The organism is Salmonella sp. 32031103-2018-00083-FB-01-SM-01 (assembly GCF_017571995.1).
Lineage (GTDB): Bacteria > Pseudomonadota > Gammaproteobacteria > Enterobacterales > Enterobacteriaceae > Salmonella > Salmonella enterica.
In genome coordinates this window covers 411,252-428,278 of the sequence record NZ_JAGEQL010000004.1, presented here as the reverse complement: position 1 = coordinate 428,278, position 17,027 = coordinate 411,252, and the positions used below count along the sequence as shown (strand labels likewise).

Genomic DNA, 17,027 nt, shown 5'->3' with positions numbered 1-17,027 from the left:
GAATCACTTACCTTAGTAAGTGATTCGGGATTAATCAGCAACCTCTTTGCTTTTTATCGGCGGCCAGACTTTGGCTGGAAAAGTGCGTTACTGCTAAATTTCTCACTCTCTTACCGCCTTCCTGCCCCTCGGAATACCTGAAACCTGTGCTCACAGATTAATAGCGATTATTTAATCGTGAAATAACGTTGGGCATTATTGAAGCAGATATCCTGAACCATACGGCTTAGCATCGCTTCATCATCAGGAATCTCTCCGTCCTGCGCCCACTGTCCCAGCAGGTTACAGAGAATACGACGGAAATATTCATGTCGCGTATAAGAAAGGAAACTGCGGGAGTCGGTCAGCATCCCGACAAACTGACTTAACAGGCCCATTTGCGACAGTTGCTCCAATTGGCGCAGCATCCCGTCTTTCTGATCGTTAAACCACCAGCCGGAACCAAACTGCACTTTTCCGGCAATTCCCGGCCCCTGGAAGTTACCGATCATGGTCGCCAGGACTTCGTTATCACGTGGGTTCAGGCAATAGAGGATAGTCTTGGGCAGTTCATTGGTCACATCCATACTGTCGAGCAAACGGGAGAGCGCCCAGCTAATGTTATTATCGCCAATGGAGTCAAAGCCGGTATCCGGCCCCAGCAGGCGGAACATCCGGGTATTATTGTTACGGATCGCGCCAATATGTAGCTGCATCACCCAGCCGCGCGCGGCGTACTGACGGCCCAGCCAGACCAGCACCGCTGTGGTAAACTGGGCGATCTCAAGTTCGCTCAGCGTTTCGCCAGCCAGACGTTTGCCCAGAATGGCGTCAAGCTGCGCATCGTCGGGCACCGGTGCAAATCGCAGCGTTTCAATGCCATGATCCGACGCGCGGCAGCCGCAGGCGGCGAAATGGTCGAGACGGCGAGTGAGCGCCTGACGTAAATCGTCGAAACGGGTAATGCTGACATCTGCCGCCGCTTCCAGTTTCCCCAGGTAATCGACAAAGCCGTCCAGTTCGATTTTGAAAACTTTGTCGGGGCGCCAGCTTGGCGCGACTTCAATATCAATGCTGTCGTCGGCGGCTATCTGGCGGTGATATTCCAGAGAATCTATCGGGTCGTCGGTGGTTCCGACCATCCGCACATTCATCTGCTGCATAATACCGCGCGCGGAAAAGGCCGGCGTCGCCAGTTTCTCATTACACTGCGTCCAGATACTTTCTGCGGTATCCGGTCCGAACAGCGTACCTGTAATGCCAAATGGACGGCGTAGTTCAAGGTGCGTCCAGTGATACAGCGGATTGCCCAGCGTTTTTGGTACGGTATTGGCCCAGGCCATATATTTTTCATAATCGCTGGTCTCTTTGCCGGTGATCAGCGACTCATCCACGCCTGCGCTTCGTAGCGCTCGCCATTTATAGTGGTCGCCTTCCAGCCAGATCTGACCGAGGTTATCGAAACGGCGATCGTCGGCGATTTCCTGCGGACTTAAATGGCAGTGGAAGTCATAAATCGGCATGGGCGCGGCGTATTTATGGTACAGCGTGCGGGCAATGTCGTTTTTAAGTAGAAAATCTTCAGTCATAAACGTAGCCATGATTTATCTCCTTACTTAGCCAGCGCTTCTACCGTGGCTTTCGCGCCGTTCTGCAATAGCTGTTGGTAAGCGTCGGTAACGGCTTGCACAAATTCGTGGTTCTTCGGCAGGTCGTTGCCAAAGATAGACTCGATGGCCAGTAGCCCGCGAACGCGTTCTTCCGGCGTCTGATATTGCTGATGAATCGCCTGATACTGTGCAAGCAGCGGATCGACGACATCAATGGTTTTACCTTGTTCATCGACACCGCCGACGTAACGCATCCATCCGGCGACGCCCAGCGTCAGGTGGCGATAGTCATCGCCCTGTTGTAAGTGCAGACGTACCGGGTCCAACAAACGCTGCGGCAGTTTCTGACTGCCATCCATCGCGATCTGCCAGGTGCGGTGTTTCAACGAGGGGTTAGTGAAACGCGCAATCAGCAAATTCGCATACCCTTCCAGATCGGTGCCTTCCGGCATTGACAACGTCGGCGCTTGTTCATCAAGCATCAGCGCCAGCGCCGCGCGACGGTAAGCCGGGTTGGTCATGGTATCGGCGATAGTGTCATACCCGCCGAGATAACCCAGATAGGCGAGGAAAGAGTGACTGCCGTTAAGCATACGCAGCTTCATCATCTCAAACGGTACGACGTCTGCAACGAATTGCGCGCCGACGGTGTCCCAGTCCGGGCGACCATTCACAAAGTTATCTTCGATGACCCACTGGCGGAAGGGTTCGCAGGCGATAGCGCAGGGATCATAAACCCCTAACTGGTCGGCAACCAGTTGTAGCGTCTCTTCGGTCGCTGCCGGAACAATGCGGTCAACCATGGTGCAGGGGAAGGTCACATTGTCGGCAATCCATGCGGCGAGGGCGGCATCGCGAGCTTTTGCCAGACCGAGGACGGCAGCCTTCGCGACGTGACCATTCTCGCGCACGTTATCACACGACAGCACGGTAAAAGCTTTCAGTCCTTGCTCCCGGCGCATGTTTAGCGCTTCGACAATATAGCCAATGGCGGATTTAGGCTGCTGTGGATGGGCAAGATCGTTTTGGATCAGCGGGTTATTGACATCAAGCTCGCCGCTGGCGGGGTCGGTGCAGTAGCCTTTTTCGGTCACGGTTAAGGAGACGATGGCGGTTTCCGGGCGCGCCATTGCCGCCAGAATCCCTGCATGACCGTCGAATTCAGGGTGTAGCGCTTCTTTCATTGAACCGATAATTTTCAGTTCGGTGCTTTCTGCGCCGCGTTCTGCAACGGTGTACAGCAGATTTTGCGCTTTCAGGTTCGCGATCAGCCGCGCGTCGTTACCCGGCATCAGGTTCACTTCACAAATGCCCCAGTCGCTGTCGCTCTTTTCCAGTAGATGATGAGTAAAGAGCGCCTGGTGCGCGCGGTGAAACGCCCCGCAGCCCAGATGCACAATACGGGATACCAGACGTGATTTGTCCCAGTTTGGGCGGGCGACGGAAACCTGGGCGGTGGCGATATTCTGTTCCATTGCAAACTCCTGTCATTCGACGTCTTCGCCCGCGATCTCCGGGGCGAGGCATGTTGCTATTGCATTGAGTAGGGGAAATCGCATGACGCGTCGCGCCATGCGAAAGAAGGTTATTTGCTAAAGAAAGCGCGCTGGATAGCCAGTTCGACGCCGCGGACTTCCGCAAGCCCTTTCAGACGGCCAATGGCGGAATAACCCGGATTCGTTTTCTTCTTCAGATCGTCCAGCATCTGATGACCGTGGTCCGGGCGCATTGGGATCAGATCGTCGCTACCTTCGGCTTTACGACGGTGCTCTTCTTCCACAATCGCTTTAACGACTTCATACATATCCACATCGCCGTGCAAATGGGCGGCCTCGTGGAAGGTCTTCGGATTCTCTTCGCGCAGCGTAGAGCGCAGATGCGTAAAGTAGATGCGCGGACCAAATTGCTTGATCATATCAACCAGATCGTTGTCGGCGCGCACGCCGTAAGATCCGGTACACATGGTGAAGCCGTTCGCCATGCTATTAACGGTTTCCACCATCCATTGCATGTCTTCAATGGTAGAGACAATGCGCGGCAGGCCGAGAATAGGGCGCGGCGGATCGTCAGGGTGAACGGCCATACGCACGCCAACCTCGTCGGCAACCGGAATAATGGCTTTCAGGAAATAGGCAAAATGTTCACGCAGTTTTGCTTTATCGATATCTTTATACGTCGCCAGGTGTTGACGGAACTGCTCCAGCGTATAGCCTTCTTCCGCGCCAGGTAAACCGGCAATAATGTTGCGGGTCAGACGTGCTTTGTCTTCCTCGCTCATGGTGGCGAAACGCCGCTCTGCCTGAGCAATCTCTTCTGCCGTATAGTCGGCTTCTGCTCCCGGACGCTTCAGGATGTGCAGTTCGAACGCGGCGAATTCAATCTGGTCAAAACGCAACGCTTTGGAACCATCCGGTAATACGTATTCCAGATCCGTACGTGTCCAGTCCAGCACCGGCATAAAGTTATAACAAACCGTATAGATACCGCATTGCGCCAGGTTACGTAGCGTTTGCTGGTAGTTTTTGATCCATAAATCGTACTGACCGGTGTGGGTTTTGATGTCTTCGTGGATAGGTACGCTCTCTACCACAGACCACTCCAGACCCGCCTCTTCAACGATTGCTTTACGTTTCTGGATCTCGTCTACCGACCAAATTTCTCCATTCGGGATATGGTGTAACGCCGTTACCACGCCGGTTGCGCCAGCCTGGCGTACATCTGACAGCGTTACCGGGTCGTTAGGTCCGTACCAGCGCCAGGTTTGTTTCATATCTCGTTTCCTCTTCTTGCGATAACGTCTTCGTGGTTGACCCATTGCCAGCCAAGATCGAAACGTGCTTTGTAAACCCGTTCTGGCTCCTAAATTCAACCAAAAATTTTCTCATGTCAACCTTATTGTCTAAATTGGCTAACCAAATCACAAATATCATCATTCACGGTCTGCCAATTTTATTTATTTGATCTGTGTCAATTTTTACTGGGTGAAAAGCATTCACCATTCAACTTGAAATGAGTTGATGTATTTATTTCAAGAATACTAAGTGCGGGAGTTGCCGCCAGATTTTGACCGGTCCGGATGAGAAAATATTGATTGGTCAACCAATTTTTGTGATTTCAGTTTTCCCGCTACAGGTCAGACGGCGCGGAGCTAATGTTTTTTAACGAGGCTTTATCATGAAGATGACAAAATTAAGATGGTGGATTATCGGCCTGGTCTGCGTAGGGACCATCGTAAACTACCTGTCCCGTAGCTCGCTTAGCGTTGCGGCGCCAGCGATGATGAAAGAACTCCATTTTGATGAGCAACAATATTCCTGGGTGGTGAGCGCCTTCCAGCTTTGTTACACCATTGCGCAGCCGATCACCGGCTATTTGATGGATGTCATCGGACTGAAAATCGGCTTCTTTATCTTTGCCTTGTTGTGGTCGCTGATCAACATGGCGCACGCGCTGGCCGGCGGCTGGATAAGCCTGGCATTTCTGCGTGGTCTGATGGGGCTGACCGAAGCGTCGGCGATTCCGGCCGGGATTAAAGCCAGCGCCGAATGGTTCCCGACGAAAGAACGCGGTATTGCGGGGGGGCTGTTTAATATCGGTACTTCGATTGGCGCGATGCTGGCGCCGCCGCTGGTGGTCTGGGCGATGCTGACCTTTGCTGATAGCGGCATCGGTACTGAAATGGCGTTTGTGATTACCGGTGGGATCGGCGTGCTGTTCGCCATCACCTGGTTCCTGATTTATAACTCGCCAAATAAACACCCGTGGATCACCCACAAAGAGCTGCGTTATATCGAAGACGGCCAGGAAAGCTATCTCCAGGACGATAACAAAAAACCGGCCGTTAAAGAGATCGTTAAAAAGCGTAACTTCTGGGCGTTGGCGATTACCCGTTTTCTGGCTGACCCGGCATGGGGAACGCTGAGTTTCTGGATGCCGCTGTATCTGATTAACGTGATGCATCTGCCGTTAAAAGAGATCGCCATGTTTGCCTGGTTGCCGTTCCTGGCGGCGGACTTTGGCTGCGTTGCAGGCGGTTTCCTGGCGAAGTTCTTCATGGAAAAGATGCACATGACCACGATCAATGCGCGTCGTTGTAGCTTTACCATCGGCGCTGTTTTGATGATTTCGATCGGTTTTGTCAGCATTACGACTAACCCGTATGTCGCCATTGCATTGATGAGTATTGGCGGTTTTGCGCACCAGACGCTGTCTACCGTCGTGATTACCATGAGCGCTGACCTGTTCAAGAAAAATGAGGTCGCGACGGTTGCCGGTCTGGCAGGATCTGCGGCGTGGATGGGACAGTTAAGCTTCAACCTGTTTATGGGGGCGTTGGTCGCTATTATCGGTTACGGCCCGTTCTTCATTGCACTCAGTCTGTTCGATATTATCGGCGCCATCATCCTGTGGGTACTGATTAAAGATCCGGAAAAGCACCACCCGCCAATGACGGAACAGCCGCTGGCGTCTCACCGCTAAAGCTGTCTCGGTTTCACAGGCCTGATAAGCGAAAGCGCTACCGGCCTCTAACGGCCACCTTCGGGTGGCCGTCTTCATCTTACCTGAGCATAAAATCATACTGGATGCTCATCTTCACATCCCAGTAATTCAAGCGATCGCCCAGCGCGCTACCGTCGCGTTTTTCGCGCCCTTTGTCAGCGGCAAGAAAAATGTTCATGCCCTCTAGCGGCCCCTCTTCAATACGATAATTTATGGCTCCCAGCAGACCCAACCCCTTAATTTGAACAGCGCGCTGGCTGGACTCATAACCGCGCGTGACGACAGGCGCGAATGTCATGGTGAGCTGTGGCGTAACACGGTAATTAACGCCCGCCTGCCAGGACTGCATGCCTTCCCGGTTGCGATCGAGGCTTAAAGAGAAGGGATAACCAATATCGGTATCGACCACTGCGCCGTTCATGGCGTGTTGCAGATAGCCGCCGCTGGCAAACAGGCTGCCCCAGGGGGCGCTCCAGGTAAACTGAGCGCTAACCAACCCGGTCTCATTAGGCTGGGTGGATGAACGACTTAGCCCCTCCAGCCGGGCGTAAAAACCGAGCAGCTCGCCTTTCAGGGCATAACCATCGTCTAGTGGTATCCGTTTTTCAAAGATACCCTGTACCTGACGGGAGACATCGTTTTGCTGCGAGCCGCCTATGGAATAGCGGCTGCTCTCGTCGTGCCAGCTGGCGGCGAAAAATGCGCGTGGACGATGATGATCATATTGACCCGTTTTACTGTTGTAGACGCCTTCATTGCGAATACCGGTCGTTGAGTCTGTCCACTGAAAAACGCGGGTACGCCACATTGCCCAGAACTCTACATTTGGCGTCAGCGCCAGGTAGCCCAGCGCGCCTTCGGAAGCGGTCGGTAGCGTGCGTTGTGAGCTGCTGGCGATGAGTGGAATTCGCCAGGGGAGGCTGCCATAACTATAATCGGTGCCAAAACGACCTATTTTTAAGCGGCTATTTTCTGTTGGCTTTATTTTTATTGCGCCAAGCACATAGCCGAAACTCTCGTGTCCGTCTAAGTACCAGCGTGTACTCATATTATCGCGAGCACCGAGTTTATAAACATAATACGCGCTACCCTCGACGCCGATCCGTTGTGAATAATAGCTGCTATTAAAATCAATTAACCCACCCTGAACCCAGGCATAAATATCTCTGCCTGCGCCCGCGCTGGGCTTATCAGCTCTTCGTAACTCATTTTTCAGTCTAAAACGTAAGGCGGACTCATCATCAGAAATTTGTAGGGCCAGGGCAGAAGGACAGGCCGCGACTACTGCTATTGGAATAGCCGCTATCTTCGCGAATTTTTTCATTGTTTAACCTGTTGTATATTATTGTTATCGAAAAGCTATTTATTAAAATCTTTAATAAGTTGTTGCTGTGACTGTTTTCGTTTATCTATCTCCTGAACAATCTCCTTAAATTTATTATCCGTTAATGGGTAAAACCAAATAATAATAAAAGCCAGTAACATAAAGCCGCACGGTATGAGCGATATAGACATCCGGATACCGGTAATGACTTCCGGCGTCTGCGTCTGATTGGCGATATAGCCACTTAACCCAAGAATAAAGGCCGGAATAGAACCGCCGATAGCCTGGCCGCATTTACGGGTAAAAGAAAATAGCGAGTAAGTCAGACCTTCTATGCGCACGCCCGTGAGATATTCGCCGTACTCCACGGTATCCGCCTCCAGCGCCCACATTACCGTCATGGTGATCCCCTGGCCAATAGCGGCAATCGCCAGAGCGGTTAAGGCCACGGGCACTGAATGGTCAGACATATAAAAGAAAAGCAAATACCCAAGGGTGCCCATTAAGGCGCCCGCCAGGAAGGTATTCTTCTTACCTATCTTCGCCACCAGACGGGGAACCAGAGGTGCTGACGCCACAGAACCTACCAGCATTTGTACCAGCACGATAACCGAGAAAAGGGCGGTATCATTCAAAACATAGCGTACATAGAACAGTGACGATGCGCTGACGGCGAAGGTCGAGATCAGAATGCATAGCGCGCCGGTACAAAGCATCATTAGCGGGCGGTTCTGTTTAAGCGTTTGCAGACTGATTTTTAACGACGGCTGCGCGACGATACGCACCACGTTTTCGCGGGTAGATTTAAAACAGATGAAATACAGCGCCATACCGGCAATGGCCAGGATAATGGTCCAGAAGAGGTAGACCGACGCCATTTCTGTCGGGCTGGAATGAGTAATACGCGGCCCGATCAGGAAGGCCAGACAGACAAACGTTAGCGAGGCCGCAATACTGCGCGCCGCGCCGAGACGGGCGCGCGAACGCGGTTCCTGAGTCATTGCCGTCGCCAGCGATCCATAGGGAATATTGACCATGCTATAGCAGAACCCAAGTCCCATATAGGTGAGATATGCGTAAATAACTTTGTTGCTATGACTCCACTCTGCCGGGACGCAGAATACCAGTACGCTAAACAGCATTAACGGCGCCGATCCGAACAGCAGGAACGGGCGAAATTTCCCCCAGCGGGTATTTACACTATCTACTATGCGTCCCGCCACCACATCGGCGAAGGCGTCAAATATTCGTACCAGTAAGAGCATCGTACCGGCAGCGGCGGCACCGACGCCTGCGACGTCGGTGTAATAACTTAGCAGGAACAGCGCCCCCATGGCGAAGGCGAAATTATTGGCAACATCACCCAGGCTGTAGCCTACGATAACGCGCCAGGAAAGCGGCTGGTTCATGATTTCTCTCCCTGCTGTGGCTTTTCGCCGAAGGTCATACCGGTCCAGCGTTTTTGCAGTATAAAGGCCGCCGATTTTGGTCTTCTGTCGCGGGTAAAAATCCCTTTTCGATTACCGCCGACGCGCATAATGCCCTGTGAAGTCGCGAAATCGGCAAAGTTCCAGACCTGCTCGCCGACAACGGCGCTAACGCGATCGAATACTCGGTGATACATCTCCAGCCAGGCGCACTGGTACTCTTCGCTCCACATGTCGCTGTACATCGAATGCAGCCCTGCCAGCGTATCGACACCATATTCCGTCATGATGATGGGGCGGTGGAGTTTCTCCTGCCAGGCCAGTAACTCTTTCTCCAGCACTTTTTCTGCTTTCGCAAGATCGCCGCTTTGTACATACCAACCGTAATAGCGGTTCAGGCACACCACATCGAAGAGGTCGGTGATGGTGTCGGTTTCCACATCGCAAAACATGACGTTCACGCAGGTTATAGGGCGGGTCGGGTCCAGTTCGCGCGTGGCCTGCGCCAGTGGCGCAAAATAGTCTCTGGCGCCTTCTGGACGGGTATCCGGCTCATTCGCGATACTCCACATCACCACGCTGGGATGGTTTTTATCGCGGGCGATCAATTCCTGAATAGCCTTGAGATGCGCCCGCTGTGTTTCATCATTGACGCCTTCCTCGCTGTATAGCGCCTTCGGTTTTTCGCAGGAATCAAAGCCGATACCTAAAGAGAGATTGAAACCAACAGCTGCTGTTTCATCAATGACGACAATGCCATGCTCGTCCGCCCAGTCGAGCATCTCTTCGGCGTAAGGATAGTGCGACGTGCGATAAGAGTTGGCGCCAATCCACGACATTAGCGCGTGATCGTGTACCATCAGCACGTTATCAAATCCTTTCCCTCGTAGATCGGCATCTTCATGGCGACCGAAGCCGGTAAAATAAAAAGGTTTATGATTTATCAGAAACTGTTCGCCTTTTACCGCTACGCTACGGATTCCTACCCGAAGCGGATAGTCATCACGTTCGTCCTGATGCTGTGCGATAACCCGCAGCTCGTACAGATATCCTTCGCCCGGTTGCCATAATCGTGGCGCTGCTATCTGTAATTCGCCCTTTGCCCCTTCGCCGTAGGCGACAATATGCTGCCCGGCATCCCGCAGTTCTACGCGTACTTCACCGTTGGCCTCCACCCGCCAGCTCAGTGTGGCCCGGGAGAGATCGTTCGCGACCTCCGTCGTCACCGTAATATCCTGAACAAACGTTTTTGGTGTGGTGTAGAGCATGACGCTACGGTGGATACCGGCGTAATTAAAGAAATCATGGAAGTATGATTGCTGCCTTTTCCCCGTTTCATCACGGGTCACCACCCCCGGAGGGATAGTCTGCCAGCTCAGCTCGTTATTGACGCATACTGTGATACGTATGCTCTCTCCGGCTGCCGCCAGGTGGCTGATATCCGCTTCGAAAGGTGTATAGCCTCCCTGGTGTTCCATCACGGCGTGGTCATTTACCCATACCTTTCCATAATGCGTGACGGCATCAAAACGTAGAACGATGCGTTGATGCTCCCAGCCTTTGGGGATGCGGACGTTGAGCTGATACCAGACATTGCCGACATAGTTGCGGATCTCTGCATCGGCAAACTGATCGTTATAACTACCCGGTACGGCGATAGCGCGGCTTTGGGGGAGCGGTTGTCGCCACCATTGTTGCGCGATACCGCAATCGTCTGCATCCGTGCAAAACGACCACAGTCCATCAAGTTTTTTGATTTCGCGGCTCTGGGTTTCTACGGGACGTAACATTGTTCACTCCTTAATCCTGATGAATTTTCATTGGTCAACCAGCAATAAAACAAGTTAACCAGTTGTCTGAGGCAATAGTTATCACGCAGCGATCGAGAGGGAAAATGCAGAAAGGAAGGATCTTAAGGCGGATCAAAAAAAACAGGATTGCAACCTGATTTTTGTTTCTTTTGTCACATAAAACCATTTTCATCCGTTGACATATGGCAAAAAATGTTCAATCGAACGTTCGTTCTACTGTTTTTTATACAGGAAGTGAGGGGGAGGGGGCGGGAGGGACATCATGAGGATCAAAGAAAATAGGATGAAGAGTAGGCGCCTGAAGTGCGCCCGGGTACACTGCCACCACGCAGAGTGAAAAATGGGTCAACGTAATGGAGAATAAACTTACCGAATCACTACCGACGCGGATGCGAATTTTACGCGCCGCCAGGCAGTGTTTTGCTGAAAACGGTTTTCATAGTACATCAATGAAAACGATCTGTAAGGCCAGCGACATGAGCCCCGGCACACTCTATCATCACTTCCCCTCTAAAGAGGCCCTGATTGAAGCCATTATTTTAGAAGATCAGGAAAGAGCACTAACCCATTTTCGTGAGCCGCTGGAGGGCGTTGGGCTGGTGGATTATCTGGTGGAGTCAACTATTGCCGTCACGCGTGAAGACTGCGCGCAGCGGGCGTTGGTCGTAGAGATTATGGCTGAAGGGATGCGTAATCCTCAGGTCGCGGAAATGCTAACCAATAAATACCACACTATTATCGCCTCGCTGGTTGCACGTTTTAACGATGCGCAGGCGAAGGGGGAAATTGGCGCCGATGTGGATAAAGAAATGGCGGCAAGGCTATTATTAGCTACCACGTATGGTGTTTTATCGGATAGCAGCTCTGCTGAGAATGCCCGGCACGTCAGTTTTGCGACGACGTTAAGAACTATGTTAACCGGGCTACTAAAATGCAACTCTGCAAGCTAGTGTCGGTAAAAATACGCGTTCGTTTTATACGAGCGCGTTATCATTTAGTTTGCCTGATTATTTTTAGATGATGAAAATAATATTGTGGTAAGGGTTATTGTTTTTCGCCTGGATTTTTATCGACTCTCTGTCTCGCTGCGATCATCGATAAAGTCCCCTTTATGTAAATAAAGCTTCAATGCTTCTACTCTTTTCTCCATATATTTTGCGTAGCTTCACAAAAAATAACCTGATGTCGTAATGCCCACTCCCTAATATTCTCCATGCGCTATACGTTAATTTAAGTTTAAATTTCATGCCGGGGATATCACGATGTCACGTAATTTTACTGTTTCAGCCTGTCAGTATATTGTTACTGAAATAAACACTTTTGAAGATTTCATAACAAAGGTAAGGATACTTCTTAATAAAAGTCAGGGAGCTGATGTCGTTATCTTCCCGGAGCTATTTACCATTGAGCTATTTACACTATTGAAAAAATGGCAAGAAAGACCCATTTCACACCTTACTTTAATTGATCAGTTCACGGATGCCTATAAGCAGCTTTTTCAACAGGAAGCGAAAGAAAGAGGACAGTTCATTATTGCTGGCTCTCATCTGGAGCAGACCGGAGTAGATCGCTATGAGAATGTTGCGCATATATGGGGACCCGATGGCGAACATTATGCCCACAGTAAGACGCATATCTTCCCGGCTGAACGGGGTTGGTATACTCAGGAAGGCGATAAAATGGCTGTTTTTCAACTGCCATTTGCAAAGGTGGGTTTTAATATTTGTTATGAAGCAGAAATACCGGAGTGTGCCGCGACGCTGGCGGAACAGGGTGTGGAGTTAATTTTAACGCCTTCCGCTACGTTTACTGAACAGGGATTTTGGCGAGTCAGGCATTGTTGCCACGCACGTTGTATTGAAAATCAAATTTATCTTGTTCACTGTTGCCTGGGCGGAAACCCGGGTGGACCACTGCCAGGCTGCTGGGCCCGAAGTTCAATTTTAAGCCCCTGTGATGTCGTGTGGAAAAATCCACAAGGTATTATCGCAGAGGCGCACGTCAATCAAGAGGATGTCATTTCAGGAGAAATTAACCTCGATGTTCTATATGAAAATAGACTCGGTGGGGCAGCAACAACGTTCAAGGACAGACGCAGAAAAGCAGGCATATATAATATCTGGCCATCACACATTAAATAACAGAATGTGTCCCTTCTATGTATTAGCTGGAGGTCGTTATGGGATATTTAAAATTACCTGAGGGTAAAAGGATTGCGGTCAATCTTGGTGTCGATGTAGATGCTCAGTCTTTATGGCTGGGCGGATTTAATCGACCGTCGCCATCCTTTATGTCACGAGGAGAGTTTGGTGCACAAGTTGGCGTACCAAGGCTTCTGAAATTGTTCAAAGAAAATAATATCAAAACCACCTTTTTTATTCCCGGACACACTGTAGACACCTTCCCGGAAATCAGTAAAGCGATTTTTGATGCCGGGCATGAAATCGCTCACCATGGCTACTATCATGAAAATCCGACGCTGGTGAATCGTGATACAGAGCGCCGACTTATGGATCTGGCGTTCGCCTGTTATAAAAGACATTTCGGCATACGTCCTGTGGGATACCGTTCTCCCTATTGGGATTATAGCGAGAATACGCTGGATCTTCTGGAGGAAGCCGGTTTTCTCTATGACAGTAGCCTGATGGCGAGAGATCTTGTGCCTTACCATCCTCAACGTTGGCAGGTGAATTGGGAGACGGGAAATATCGCAGGCCCGGCCAGCGCGATTCTGGAAATTCCTGTTAGCTGGTATCTGGATGATTTTCCCGCACTGGCGTATACCGGCAACCAGGAGGGGATGAGCGATACTGACGGTGTTCTGCGACGCTGGAAGGATATTTTTACCTATGCTTATAACCATCAGGAAAACGGTTTATATGCGATGGCCCTTCATCCGCAGATAATCGGTCATGGGCATCATATGATGATGTTGTCACGCTTGATTGAACATATTAAAGGGCATGATGGCGTATGGTTTGCAACCTGTGAAGAGATAGCCAGTGTCTGGGTGGATGACGAAGAGGATCGACAAAAAATGCTCCGTCCTGATGTTCGTGGCGTAGCGCCGGTTCCGGATGATTATGGCTGGCCAGGCAAATGATATCACCTCATGACAATGTTAATATCAGTCGGGTAACGGATTACCCGGGCAGAAGTTACCTGTTTGCTCGCTCGTTAATGCATATTGTCCATCAGAAAGGGAGACTATCCCGGGACGTATAAAATCTTTTTTATTTCGGTCAAAACGTTAATCAACGAGAATAGTTTGTTTTTTGATTTAAATCATTTTTTAGTGTTCACAGGAAGATAAGCAAATAGCATTTATAATGTGAGTATTAAGAAAAATAAAATTTCCATAGTGATTAATTTTTATTTAACGCTTTGATTTTTAATGTTTTTGTATGTGTTAATTGATGTAAATCAATTTGGGGTTTTTTATTAAATAAGTAAAAATTAAGTTGATATTTGCTTTTTGATGTGTTTTTTATATATAGCTGATTATTATTCTGAAATGTCAATTTTTGAATAACGACGCTGTGATACCGGCACCAGGGATACTTTGCGATAAAAGGGATTGAATATGGCAGAGAGCGTTCAGTATAACCTCAATTGTATTTGGCCACAGCGGGCCAAAACCCTCTATTGCATTGCAACCAGCGGAATAACGTTTATCAGACGTGGGTAAACGTTGGTAAAATCCCTGCAAACCTGGCGCTTTTCACGCTGTGTTTTTTGGTAGTTGCGCTTTTAATAAGAGTCACAAGCGTTGGCTGCTGGTATTCGTCTGGCTGCTGAACTGCCACCTGATCAACAAGGAGATAAATCATGGATGCGATTTTTTTAAAGCTCGACAATATCAAAGGCGAAAGCCAGGTTGAAGGCTTTGAAGATCAGATAGAGATCATGTCTTATAGCCACAATGTGGCAATGCAGGTAAATAACGATGTTAGCCTCACTGAGCGGACTTCCGGGCGTGCGCATGTTGGTGAAATGTCGCTCACCAAATTTGTCGACCTCGCCACGCCTGTGCTCAATGAGTACTGCTGTAGCGGGAGGCTAATTAGAACTGCGGTGCTGACGTTGTGCCGCAATGACGACGGCAAAATGCGGTCGCTTATCGTTTATACCCTGACAAACGTGCTGATATCACAACTCAGTGTTAGCGGCGGCGCCGGCGGTAAGCCGGTGGAAACGATGTCGCTGAACTTCACGAAAATCGAATGGCAAATCACTGCCGAGAAATCAGACGGCGCTCAACAGGAGTCCAGAACGTCAGTATGGGATCTGGCGATGGACCAGATAGGGAAATGATGATGACGCCAACCATTCCGGTCGCGCTATTCGACAGGCTCTTGGTTGAGGGGATAAGCCCACATGAATTGGTACGCCGCAAGTTAATGTGTTTATTCAACTCTTGCGCTGTAGCAGGTGGAGAGACATTACCGCCGCTGCTCACTCGGGGTATGCCGGAATGGCACGAGGTGAATGTGGGTGACAAACGGGTTCTCAACTGGTTTTGCCGTGAGCTTCGCGCTGCTATTTTACGTTATGAACCGAGCATCAACATGCTGAAAGTCAGTGTAAAAGATGCCTATCATCAGACGCTGGCGTTGTCTTTGGAAGCGATGTTACAGGATGAGTCTGAACCGTTAAGACTGGAGATAGCCTACTCTAACGGTAGATGGCGCTAGTAATGCAGGAAGGAACGCCGGGCCGGGCGTTTAACATTACTCACAAGCAATAAAACGCAGCGAACGAACCTGATAATCAGGCAGACAGTCCACCTTTCGGTATGGTTGATCTGCCTGCATCATTTTCAGGATGGTTAATAACGGACCATGACAGATTTAAGTTCGGTATAGTCATCAATAAACGCGCTGCCAAATTCACGACCACTACCCGATCCTTTCATCCCTCCAAAGGGTACCGCGGGATCGAGAAAGGTATGCATATTGACCCACACCATGCCAGCATCAATATCTTCAGCGTAGCGTAATGCCTTAGATATATTTTCCGACCACACACTTGCAGCAAGGCCGAATGGCGAAGCGTTGATATGCGAAAGCGCCTCTTTTTCATTCTGATAACCGATAAAGCTACAGACAGGGCCAAAGGTCTCCTCGTGCATCAGCGTACTGTTTTTACTACGCACTTTTACCGCCGTCGGCTGTAAAAAGTACCCTTCGCCGGGTAAAGTTTCACCGCCGTAAACAATAGTATCCCCTTCTTCCCGTGCGCGTTGAATCAGATGCAGCACTTTTTCAAGCTGAACCTGATTCGCCAGCGGGCCCATCACCGTTTTTTCATCTAAAGGCGAGCCGGGCACGATCCCCGATAACCGTTGCCTGAGGAGCGTCATGACCGTATCCAGTTTTTCCTGGGGCAGATAAAAACGCTCTGCGGCAGCACAAATCTGTCCTTGATTCAGATAACCGGCTTCAAGAATACCGTTGACCATGGCTTGTGCCGAGAGATCATTGAGAAACAGCGCCGCATTTTTCCCTCCTAGTTCGAGGGTAACGCGTTTTCCTGACGATGTTGCCGAACGCCGGACTTTCTCACCTGTCGCAACTGACCCGGTGAAACTCACTTTGGCGCAATCTGGATGCGCGATCAGCTGTTGCGCTATCTCACCGCCAGTACCGTTTACCACGTTAATTACGCCATCAGGGAAACCTGCCTCTTTAGCCAGCTCAGCAACTCGCAGCAGTGTCAGCGGGGTATATTCACTTGGTTTAATGACGATGGTGCAGCCACATACCAGCGCTGCGGCCAACTTCCAGATAGCAATCATGATTGAGAAATTCCACGGCACAATACCGACGACCACGCCAATGGGTTGGCGTTGGGTAAACGCTGTGTATCTCTCTTCTCCCATTGATGGCAGGGAGACATTCAGCGTTTCACCGGTTATTTTTCCTGCCCAACCGGCAAAGTAACGCAGGAAGGCCACTGACTGATCGAGTTCAAGACCGCGCGACAGCAGAATCGTTTTACCTGAACAGACGCTTTCCAGCTGAGCTAACTCTTCACGATGAGCGGCAAGAGTATCAGCCAGTTTCAGCAGTAATGCGCCGCGTTGTAACGTTGGCATTTTACGCCAGACATCAAACGCCCGTCTGGCGCTCTGCATGGCCTCTTCTGCCTGCGCAGGGGTTGCCGACACAACGTCGGCGATGATTTTGCCGGTGGCTGGGTTAGTGACCGAAAAGTTCGTGCCGTTTCCGGCCTGACGTTCACCTGCAATAAATTGTCCGTGTTGTTGGCGTAAAAAAGTCGTTACTTCGGCAAGTAATGTCACATCGCTCATCAGAAGTGCCTGTAGGTCAGGAATGTACGTTTTTCCATCCCAACATACTTTTTCGGAGCTGAA

13 protein-coding genes are annotated in these 17,027 nt (G+C 50.3%); 6 read left to right on the top strand and 7 right to left on the bottom strand.

Features of this window, described 5'->3' with window-relative positions:
* Positions 1 to 167: 167 nt before the first annotated feature.
* From uxaC to uxuA, 3 genes are all read right to left on the bottom strand, one after another.
* A complete protein-coding gene (gene uxaC, locus J4614_RS14730; RefSeq protein ID WP_000190180.1) occupies positions 168 to 1,580 on the bottom strand; it encodes a glucuronate isomerase in 1,413 nt (470 codons plus the stop codon).
* 11 nt (positions 1,581 to 1,591) lie between these two features.
* Complete coding sequence (locus J4614_RS14725; RefSeq protein WP_061377608.1) at positions 1,592 to 3,064, bottom strand: fructuronate reductase; 1,473 nt, start codon at positions 3,062 to 3,064, stop codon at positions 1,592 to 1,594.
* A 110-nt stretch (positions 3,065 to 3,174) separates the two neighbouring features.
* Positions 3,175 to 4,359 carry a mannonate dehydratase gene (gene uxuA / locus J4614_RS14720; protein ID WP_000815491.1) on the bottom strand — a complete coding sequence of 395 codons (1,185 nt, stop codon included), beginning with the start codon at positions 4,357 to 4,359 and terminating at the stop codon, positions 3,175 to 3,177.
* Positions 4,360 to 4,763: 404 nt separating this feature from the next.
* Between uxuA and J4614_RS14715 the strand changes: the two genes are divergently transcribed.
* Positions 4,764 to 6,068, top strand: coding sequence for an MFS transporter (locus tag J4614_RS14715; protein ID WP_000784371.1), 1,305 nt, complete (start codon positions 4,764 to 4,766; stop codon positions 6,066 to 6,068).
* A gap of 79 nt (positions 6,069 to 6,147) precedes the next feature.
* On the opposite strand, the gene uidC is transcribed toward J4614_RS14715, so the two are convergent.
* The 3 genes from uidC to uidA are packed head-to-tail and all read right to left on the bottom strand — an operon-like array spanning position 6,148 to position 10,630.
* Positions 6,148 to 7,413 carry a glucuronide uptake porin UidC gene (gene uidC, locus J4614_RS14710; protein WP_000712675.1) on the bottom strand — a complete coding sequence of 422 codons (1,266 nt, stop codon included), beginning with the start codon at positions 7,411 to 7,413 and terminating at the stop codon, positions 6,148 to 6,150.
* Positions 7,414 to 7,448: 35 nt separating this feature from the next.
* Complete coding sequence (gene uidB / locus J4614_RS14705) at positions 7,449 to 8,822, bottom strand: glucuronide transporter (RefSeq protein WP_001075549.1); 1,374 nt, start codon at positions 8,820 to 8,822, stop codon at positions 7,449 to 7,451.
* Positions 8,819 to 10,630, bottom strand: a complete 1,812-nt coding sequence (uidA, locus tag J4614_RS14700; protein WP_000945953.1) for a beta-glucuronidase — start codon at positions 10,628 to 10,630, stop codon at positions 8,819 to 8,821. Before uidA ends, uidB begins: the two co-directional genes overlap by 4 nt.
* Before the next feature lie 374 nt (positions 10,631 to 11,004).
* Here uidA and J4614_RS14695 point away from each other — a divergent pair, with 374 nt between their 5' ends.
* From J4614_RS14695 to iraD, 5 genes are all read left to right on the top strand, one after another.
* Positions 11,005 to 11,601, top strand: a complete 597-nt coding sequence (locus J4614_RS14695) for a TetR/AcrR family transcriptional regulator (RefSeq protein ID WP_000428463.1) — start codon at positions 11,005 to 11,007, stop codon at positions 11,599 to 11,601.
* A 312-nt stretch (positions 11,602 to 11,913) separates the two neighbouring features.
* Positions 11,914 to 12,792, top strand: a complete 879-nt coding sequence (locus J4614_RS14690) for a carbon-nitrogen hydrolase family protein (RefSeq protein WP_000089258.1) — start codon at positions 11,914 to 11,916, stop codon at positions 12,790 to 12,792.
* 38 nt (positions 12,793 to 12,830) lie between these two features.
* A complete protein-coding gene (locus tag J4614_RS14685) occupies positions 12,831 to 13,754 on the top strand; it encodes a polysaccharide deacetylase (protein WP_000540892.1) in 924 nt (307 codons plus the stop codon).
* 725 nt (positions 13,755 to 14,479) lie between these two features.
* Complete coding sequence (locus tag J4614_RS14680; protein WP_000338753.1) at positions 14,480 to 14,965, top strand: Hcp family type VI secretion system effector; 486 nt, start codon at positions 14,480 to 14,482, stop codon at positions 14,963 to 14,965.
* Positions 14,965 to 15,345, top strand: coding sequence for an anti-adapter protein IraD (gene iraD / locus J4614_RS14675; protein ID WP_094888462.1), 381 nt, complete (start codon positions 14,965 to 14,967; stop codon positions 15,343 to 15,345). Before J4614_RS14680 ends, iraD begins: the two co-directional genes overlap by 1 nt.
* A 134-nt stretch (positions 15,346 to 15,479) precedes the next feature.
* Here the strand turns inward: iraD and J4614_RS14670 are convergent, their stop codons facing one another.
* The gene (locus tag J4614_RS14670) at positions 15,480 to 16,964 is read right to left on the bottom strand and encodes an NAD-dependent phenylacetaldehyde dehydrogenase (protein ID WP_208293223.1); all 1,485 of its coding nucleotides are present in this window, start codon (positions 16,962 to 16,964) and stop codon (positions 15,480 to 15,482) included.
* Positions 16,965 to 17,027 lie beyond the last annotated feature (63 nt).